The 8,231-nt window shown below is 40.5% G+C and carries 8 protein-coding genes and 2 pseudogenes (1 of these 10 cut by a window edge); 4 read left to right on the top strand and 6 right to left on the bottom strand.

From position 1 onward, the window contains the following. The coding region (locus tag LEP1GSC062_RS03850) for an NADPH-dependent F420 reductase (RefSeq protein WP_020983434.1) at window positions 1–302 on the bottom strand (302 nt) is incomplete at its 3' end. A gap of 918 nt (window positions 303–1,220) precedes the next feature. On the opposite strand from LEP1GSC062_RS03850, the gene LEP1GSC062_RS03845 reads away from it, so the two are divergent. After that, entirely contained in the window at window positions 1,221–2,042 is an 822-nt protein-coding gene (locus LEP1GSC062_RS03845; RefSeq protein WP_010576349.1) for an acyl-CoA desaturase, read from the top strand. Between the two features lie 281 nt (window positions 2,043–2,323). Here LEP1GSC062_RS03845 and LEP1GSC062_RS03840 read toward each other — a convergent pair whose 3' ends face one another. The 3 genes and pseudogenes from LEP1GSC062_RS03840 to LEP1GSC062_RS24535 form a co-directional block, all read right to left on the bottom strand. Then, window positions 2,324–3,193 (bottom strand): LIC13305 family lipoprotein, encoded by an 870-nt coding sequence (locus LEP1GSC062_RS03840; RefSeq protein WP_039941076.1) that lies wholly within the window; start codon window positions 3,191–3,193, stop codon window positions 2,324–2,326. Between the two features lie 182 nt (window positions 3,194–3,375). Continuing rightward, window positions 3,376–3,846: a hypothetical protein gene (locus tag LEP1GSC062_RS03835; RefSeq protein ID WP_010576351.1), complete on the bottom strand. Its 471-nt coding sequence runs from the start codon at window positions 3,844–3,846 to the stop codon at window positions 3,376–3,378. Beyond that, window positions 3,843–4,036 (bottom strand): annotated as a pseudogene (locus tag LEP1GSC062_RS24535) (ATP-binding protein); the annotation flags it as partial. The pseudogene LEP1GSC062_RS24535 and the gene LEP1GSC062_RS03835, both read right to left, overlap by 4 nt. Window positions 4,037–4,392: 356 nt before the next feature. On the opposite strand from LEP1GSC062_RS24535, the gene LEP1GSC062_RS03830 reads away from it, so the two are divergent. Together LEP1GSC062_RS03830 and LEP1GSC062_RS03825 are read left to right on the top strand one after the other, a co-directional pair. Then, entirely contained in the window at window positions 4,393–5,292 is a 900-nt protein-coding gene (locus LEP1GSC062_RS03830) for an NAD(+)/NADH kinase (protein WP_020983433.1), read from the top strand. Then, window positions 5,289–5,630, top strand: a complete 342-nt coding sequence (locus LEP1GSC062_RS03825) for an STAS domain-containing protein (RefSeq protein WP_010576353.1) — start codon at window positions 5,289–5,291, stop codon at window positions 5,628–5,630. The genes LEP1GSC062_RS03830 and LEP1GSC062_RS03825 overlap by 4 nt, the downstream gene beginning before the upstream one ends. A 4-nt stretch (window positions 5,631–5,634) precedes the next feature. Here the strand turns inward: LEP1GSC062_RS03825 and LEP1GSC062_RS03820 are convergent, their stop codons facing one another. Together LEP1GSC062_RS03820 and LEP1GSC062_RS20990 are read right to left on the bottom strand one after the other, a co-directional pair. Continuing rightward, window positions 5,635–7,251: a PhoX family protein gene (locus tag LEP1GSC062_RS03820; protein ID WP_020983463.1), complete on the bottom strand. Its 1,617-nt coding sequence runs from the start codon at window positions 7,249–7,251 to the stop codon at window positions 5,635–5,637. Between the two features lie 151 nt (window positions 7,252–7,402). Then, window positions 7,403–7,749 (bottom strand): annotated as a pseudogene (locus LEP1GSC062_RS20990) (sigma factor sigX-regulated lipoprotein SrpA); the annotation flags it as partial. A 478-nt stretch (window positions 7,750–8,227) separates the two neighbouring features. Here LEP1GSC062_RS20990 and LEP1GSC062_RS03810 point away from each other — a divergent pair. Continuing rightward, window positions 8,228–8,231, top strand: partial view of a hypothetical protein gene (locus tag LEP1GSC062_RS03810; protein WP_010576357.1) — the 5' end (the start) only. 497 nt of this gene lie beyond the right edge of the window; only the first 4 of its 501 coding nucleotides appear in the window; the start codon lies at window positions 8,228–8,230; its stop codon lies off the right edge, out of view.

Genomic DNA, 8,231 nt, shown 5'->3' with positions numbered 1-8,231 from the left:
TCTTCCCCGATCGGATTGGTTGTATCAATGATCGTTTTACCATTCAAAGAATCTATTCCAGCTAACTTTAACACTTCGGACGCTGCATTTCCTTTCGCGGCTAGCACAAGAATCTCTCCGAAGTTTGCGGCGTCCGCAAACGACCCAATCGACGCACTTGTTCCCGCCTTGGATAACCAATCTTTGAGTTTTACGGAATCCCTTGTACCGATTTTTACTTCGGCCCCATATTTCAAAAATCCGTTTGCGAGGGTCTGTCCTACTACGCCGGAACCTAAAATTCCAATTTTTTTTCCTTTCATAAGTTCTCCTTTTTTATTATCTTCGATTTCATTTTCTTGGTAAGAATCAAACAGATTTTTAACAAAACATCTTAAAACTCAAAGTTGATTCTAAAACTATACAACAAAAATAATATATATCTTTTTTTTTCATGACAAAAGGACTGCCTCTAATTGTATATCGTAGAAACCTCAAGTTCTTTTTTACACCAATAGTTTGTCGAAAAAAATTTTGATAAACTAACGTGAGTTCGGCGTAAGAAATCCACGATTTATCTTTCTGTAGGAAATTGGAATCTGAACTTTGTAAATCTATTTTTAAAATGTGGAACTACAACAAATCGTGATTTTACGAGCAAATTCTAAAAGTAGGGATTTCTACTTTTAGAAAATTCTTTCTCATTTTTCTTATGTCGAACTCACGTTAAACTATTCTCAAAAGTAGAACAAATTACTACTAATCTCTACATAATAGAGTGCCCAAGATTCTGTCTTTAAATGGGGATTTGTGTTAAAATTGATGGTACTCCTTTATATAGAGATTAGTAAGAGCCCATCTCAAAAACTCAAGTGTAGGCACTTTTTAGGGGTCAGTGTTTTAAGAATCAGGATTTTAAATGTTCGTGGATAACATTTGGGAACTCCCACATTTTTTTAGAAAGGACTTATCTAAAAATGGATTTAACCGAAAAAGACAATGCTTCCTATTATTTCTTCATTATTGGATCGAGCTTTTGACCACACGGAAGCTAAGAACAAATGGATAGAATAATATTTATAGTAGTTTCTCAAATAAAAAAACTTGGAATTTGGTTGCTCATTTCCCGAAAAACAGATTTAAAAGATCAAAAAATTTCGCTTTTTTCAAAATAATTCCCAACTTTTCTGCAACCTGCACAGTACAAACCGCTCATAGTATTCAACAGGAGTTAATACCAAATGGTGATTATTCTATCTTTTTTTATCGGGCATTGGTTCTTATCGGCTTTTGTCCAATCGTTCTTTCTACACAGATACGCGGCTCACGCAATGTTTAAGATGAATAAATTTTGGGAAAAGTTCTTTCACATTTTCACTTGTGTGGTTCAAGGCTCCTCGTTTTTAAATCCCCGCGCTTATGCGATCATGCATAGACAACACCATGCATACAGCGATACCGGAAAAGATCCCCATTCTCCGATTGCCTCTAAAGGATTTTTGGACATGATGTGGAAAACCGCACTCAATTACGAAGCAATTTTAGACAGAAAAGCGAACGTAGAAAAAGAATTCAAAGGCAACTACCCCGAGTGGCCGACAATCGATAGACTCAGCGATTCCTGGACCTTCAGATTGTTCTGCGGAACCCTTTACACGTTATTCTATCTTTACTTTGTTCCCGCAGGACAGTACGGATGGTATTTGCTACTTCCAATCCACTGGGTCATGGGACCGCTTCACGGTGCAATCGTGAACTGGTGCGGGCATATGTATGGTTATAGAAATCATAAGAAAAATCCGGACAATTCAAAGAACACTCTGATTGTGGACTTTATGATCGCAGGCGAATTGTATCAAAACAATCACCATGCTCATCCCAATTCTCCAAACTTTGCGTTCCGCTGGTTCGAACTGGACCTTACGTATCAAGTAATGAAGGTCCTTCACTTATTGAAAATCATCAAAATCCAAAGAGCGATTTGGACCGAAAAAGGAAAAAAAGTACTTCGCGGATCCGACATTCCTATCGAAACAACATCCGCTTCTACAGTCGCCGCGTAACTCTTGTAATTCGGTAGAATGGACATGTTTGTGAAGTTTTCTACCGAATTGAATACGAACCGAACTTTTTTTACTTAAGAAGTGTTTCTCCGATTTCATCGAAGTAGGCTTGTTACTCGGAGCTCGACGTAGAAATTTAGGCGGTCCAATTAACAAATTGATAGATCGCCCTAAAAAAGTTTTCCTTTCATTATTCCAATTTGTTCATTCCGCTTCAATCACTTTCGCATCGGTTAACATCAAACTTATATTAACCTATGAAAGAATTTCGGTTTATAACCTCACTTGCAATCCTTTTCGACTTGGGCCATTCTGATTTTCCACTCGGTGTTCTCCGCACCCGGAAACGGCCAAAACGCATTCCAACCGGCGACTATTTTACGCACCTTTGCCGCGACGATCGGATCGGTTTGACAAGCTTGAACCAATTTATTGTAGAGGGGTTGCGACCCCATAATCAGGGCTCCGATTGTGCCTCGGTCCTCTTGAAAATTTATTGTCCCGTATTCAGCTACAAAACCGGGAAGCGGGTTCCAAAAATTAGTGGTAAAAGGATAGTTGTCACGTTCTTTTCCATATTCAAATCCGGAATAATTCAAATTTAACCAATCCGAATATACGTAATAAGCCGGTGGAATGTTACGATCCACTGAATGTGTCAGTTCGTGGTTGATCCCAGTATTGCCGTCAAAATACTTATAGGTAACATTATCAAACGTAGTCATTTCCTCGCCGCGGGATGCCATTCTTTCTTCTACGATCAAAAAAATGGCATCGGCAGTAGAAAATGGGCTAACCAGTCTACCATCCAATGTTATGCTCCTACAAAGCACGACTCTTTCCGCATTAGCTTTGATCCAATATCCCCTTGGATATCTGGCGATTTCCAGTTTCAATCTTCTAACAAAATAATCGACGTCTTCATCGGAATAATAATTCACATTACAACCGACCGTAGCATTCAGTTTTGTGGGAACATTTGGCGTATGAGTAATGATTTGTACATCCCGATCGTAGTTCTCGGCCCGATCCGGTTTTGGTTGCAACGCTACTACTGAAAGTAAAAGATCCGAGTCGATTCCGTCCTTTTTCTCGGAACAGGCAACCAATTGTATTAGAATTAAAAAACAGAACATGAACTTTATTTTCATACCAAAATCTACCTTGTGCGTACAATCATTATAATCACATATAGATAACGATTCCATTGCTGCAACTGTACCGAATTTTTTCAAAAAAAGACGTTAATTTACAGCGCGTTCCGGGTTCTGCCCAGCCCTTGCACGCAAGAGTTGGGCAGGTTCTTATAAACGGAATCTATTTCCAAGACCGTTCACTCTAAATTTTCGAGATCCTTCAGAACCTCTTTCTCATAATTTCTTTTAAGACGATCTAAGAAATTTTCCGGCAGGGAGATTTTATCGTTTAAGATCAGGGAAAACAATTCGCTTAACAAACGCTGCCTCTCGTCAAAACCGGTAAACAACCATTCGAGAAGCTCCAAAGCAAGATCCATTCTTTCTTCGATTTTAATCATATTACGAAATTCTTGTTTGATTCCTTCTTCCTGATTTTCTCTCAAAAGATTCCGGATCTTTTCCGGATAAAGATTGAGCAAGGTTTGTTTTTTAGCGTTAGGAGTAAATACAAAATGATTGCGACCCGGAGGAAGATGCGACAAGATCGCTTCCTCTGCGGCTTGAGAAGAAACGCCGCTTTCTAAAAGAGTTTTTAGAAACACTTCGCCTAACAAAAAATCTTGAAAAGGATGAAATGGAAATCCGGAATTTACATCCGAACTCATTCTTTTTCGATCTCCAATTGCCTGCAGACTTTTTTTGTACGTTCGAAAGAACAGAACACTGCTTTGTAATATTCGTCTTTGTGAAGGAAATAAAATTCGGATTTTTTCATTAGGGTTTTAGTTTAATTTTTTTGGAAGCCGAAACTGTAACCGAAAAAAATCGATTCTTTCTGGAATCGATAGAAAAGTAACGGGTGTTTTTTTCGAGATATCATTGATCTTTTCTAGAAGAACTCTGGCACAATACAAAATGTCCACCATTCCTTTTTTTAGATACCGTACTTTCTATGTGCCTTTTCTTCCTCATCAATTTTTGGATTTGCTGTTTTTCTGGGACATAAAGTCTTTTATCAACATAACGAGATTTTCACGTTTTCGATCGCCAAACCGGCAGATTTCTAGGCTAACCTTCAATGCTATGGGCTCAAGTGATAATTCGACTTTGATATCGAAAAAACAAAATGAGTATCTTCAATCCCCGAGCTTTCTTTGAAAAAATCTCGATCATTTGAAACCAAATTCATTTCTTGTATTTGGATCATTTTCATGTCCCTAGAAAAATTAAAGGCAACCAAACGAGTCCTCATTTTAGGTAAACGAACCAAGTTCGAGTTGGACTTGGAAGAATGGGGATCACTCCAAAAGATCGAAGAAATTTACAAGATTCAAAACGATTCTTTTGCAAGGATCCACGAATCCCATCTCAGGCAACTTTCCAATCGAGAAACTCTCAAACGTCTTTTTCCAAACAGCACTTTTATCTTCCGAAAAGATATGGATCGTAATCCTCCTTCCGATTATGATCTTGTGATCGCTTTGGGCGGAGATAACCATTTCACGTTCGTCGCACACCATGCCGTAGACACGCTCGTTTTGGGATGTAATTCCGATCCGCCCACATCCGTCGGAGCGCTTCTTTCTTTTCACGTAGAAGATGTTAAAAAAGCCCTTGAGACGAACTGGGAAAATGCGATCATTGAAGAGTGGCCCTTGATTGAAGTTAAGATATACTATCCTAACGGAAGGAATGTCAGCACTCTACAAGGAATCAGCGAAATTTCGATCCGAAATAATAGCCCCGATTTAACCAGCCGATTTCTGATCTGCCACGGCAACAAAATGGAAGAACAAAAATGTTCGGGACTTTTAGTTTATACGGGAGCGGGTTCTACCGGCTGGGTTATGTCCTGTGAGAATACAGACACAAGTTTTGACAAACAATCCCCTTTTTTCAAAGTCTATTGCAGAGAACTTAGAAAAAAGGGACATACTCAGTATACTCTGGACCATTTTACGGTCGCCGATAGTTTCAGTCTAATTTCGGAAATGAAAGGAGGAATTTCGATCGATTCTCTTGCGGAAACGATTTACGATTTTCCGCCGGGTGCAAAAGCTGAATTTAGTCTCTCTAAAAAAAAATTACACGTAGTGGTTCGTAAATTATGAGTCAATTGAACATCAAAAAGAAAGAGATCTCGCCCGAAATTTTCGTTTATATACTCGACGGTAGATTGGATGAAAACAGTTTTACTGATTTTAAAAGTGAGGTCATCGACCCTCCGCATCCGAACGCAGTGATTCTAAACCTAAGCGAACTCAAATACATTTCCAGTTCGGGCATACGTTCCATCTTCGAACTGAGATACAAACTTTTAAACGACGGTAAAAAACTTTTTTTGACGGAAGCTTCCGACAAGGTAATCCAGATCTTCAACCTTTTAGGACTTTGGAAACCTTTCACTCACTTTATCACGGAAACAGAAGCGATCGAAGCGGCCAAATAATCGATCACTTTAAATAAATTGCAACTACTCCGGGCCTTGGCATGAAGTTTCCTCCGTGAGGCCAGCGGCTCGTGGGATTTCGATAGTCCTTCGTGGTTTCTCCCGGATGTTGAACGGAAAGAAATAACTCCTTTTGATCCGGAGCGAACCAGAGTCCTGTAAGTTCTGCTCCGATCGGAGAAGAAGCGAATTGAAACGCCCTACCGGCGTCCGGGCCTTGGGTCCGAATCACAAACAATCCGTTGTTTCCAAATTTCTTATATACGGATCTGTTTAAGTTCTTGCCGGAAATATCCGTCACGATCCAGAGATTTCCTTTTTTATCAAACGCCAAATTGTCAGGAGCGGCAAATCCCGAACCCGCTCCCCCCGCAACAAACACCTCAAAATCGAATTCCAGGCCCGCGTGGTCCCCGGACTTTTCCCGGATGCGGAGAATTTGTCCGAATAAATTTCCGTGTCTGTCGTTGTTGGTCATCGCGATAAAAACCGTGCCGTCCAACGGATGGATTTCTATGTCCTCGGGACGATCCATCGGAGTCGCACCGCAAATTTTAGCGGCGCTCCTACAATGAACGAGAACATCCGCTTGGGTTTCAAAATGTCTATCGCCGTTTTCTTTTTTAGAATTTTTTAATGTTTCGTTCGATTCCAAATCCAGAGGAATCCAAATTCCATTATCAAAGTCCGCCGCATATAAAATTCCCGCTTCGAGTAGGGAGGAATTTTCCACTCCCAGAGACGGATCGTAAGAATTCTTGGATACGAACTTATAGACACATTCGTCGCGAGCGTCGTCTCCCATATAAACCACGATTTTGCCGGAGGGAGACAAGACAAGCGCCGCGTTCTCGTGGGCAAATCGTCCCAAGGCGGTATGTTTGACCGGAACGGATTTGGGATCGAACGGATCCACCTCGATCACCCAGCCGTAATGGGTCTCGTGCGGAAGTTTGCAGGGTTCTATGATCCATTCCACATTCTCTTCACACGAAAGAACGGTATTCCAAAAAGTAACCCCTCCCGCGCAGTTCGCAAACGTACCAAAAACCTTGTTCGCATTTCCCACCGCGCTACTTCCCGCGGCGGGACCCGTTAGACGAAACTCCGTAAGTCCGTTGATTCTTCTTCCGTAAGAAGAATCGGGAGAAAGAGTCCAGTCCCCGTTTTTTTTTGCGATTCGAATTACAGAACCGCCTAACGCATACAGATATTGTTCGATCTGTTTGTCCGTTCTCTTGTTGGGTCCTTGTTTCTGGCTATCGTATCCGTTCACGTAGTATTCCAAAACTCCGAGAGTCTCGTGATTGTTCCAGAGAAGTCCCGTATCCTTCTTACCCTCAAAAGGAAAAAAACAATTGAAGTCGGAATTAAAGCCGAACGTATCCCCTTGAGGATTGATCCTATCTCCGTAAAGAGCAATTGTGTTGTATCGATAACCGGGAGGTAAGATCAACGAGTCTTGTTCACTCGGAGAGATCGGTTGAAACCGCTCATTCGGTTTGGAACGAAGGGAAGATTTCGACTTCGCAGAAGCCGAAAGAATTCCGGATTTTGCAATCGCCAACGCGGACGCACCCTTTCCTAAATACCGCAAGAATTGAGATCTGGACAGATTCATACGTCGAACTTTTCAAAATTAAAAAAGATCGCTATCCTGAATTTCCGAGAGTGTAACGAAATACGGTCAAAAACTTTCAAAAGATCTCGTAAGCCACATTGATTCATATCCAAAATTGAATTGTTCATCGTCTTCTTTGTCAATAGAGATACGGCGTTATAAAATGATCCGTAAAACCGTCACCGGTACCATCGCCGTAATTTTGAGGATTGTCTCCCGATAAATCCGTAAGAAATCCGGACGTAGCAGACAACGTTCTAAATTGTTGAACGTTTGAGGAACGAGCGGAGAGTAAAGCATCCGTGTTGGAAAGTCTAAATTCCGCCTTTCCCGGCGGGCTGCTGTCGAACCCGCTAAAATTTGAGCTAAAGCTAAATTGGTTATTAAATCTTTATTACTATCCTTAGAGCCGCAACTCATAAGAAAAAATAAAAATAGAGTGAGGAATGTCGCAGTCGAAAGCGTTCCTCGCATTATTTTTTTTTCGTTCCGTTTCATTGTAAAAACCTCCAATGAATTACAGTAGGAAATATTGGGACTTGTGAAACAAAGTGAGACAGATTTTAGGAAAAAAATATTCGAATTGAACTTTTAAACGAGATTTGCGAGAGTTCCTACGCTTCGAGCGACGAGTGAATAACGGTTAGGAATGTAGAGTAGAAAGGGAGTTTTTACGTAGGGTGAACACATTCGTTTCAATTGCAATTAGAGCGGTTTTTGGTCTTCTAACATGGGTTTTTATCCGCAAAGCTCTATAAAAGAATTCAATTTTTAAGCCTTCGGTTATGATTTGCCAGGTAGGTCCTTCCCAAAAAGAAAACTTGATTTCTGGATAAATTGTAAATGATTCTTACTAAAAAAATCGATTTTGAAGAATTTTTAACTCTCAACCCTTATACCGAATTCACGTTCTTTTATCTGGTTGTAATAATCCGATGAAATTAGAAACTATCCGGATAGAACTCCATTCTCTTCCATGA

Origin of the sequence: Leptospira alexanderi serovar Manhao 3 str. L 60 (assembly GCF_000243815.2) — a bacterium.
Lineage (GTDB): Bacteria > Spirochaetota > Leptospiria > Leptospirales > Leptospiraceae > Leptospira > Leptospira alexanderi.
This window is presented reverse-complemented; position numbering and strand designations above follow the sequence as displayed.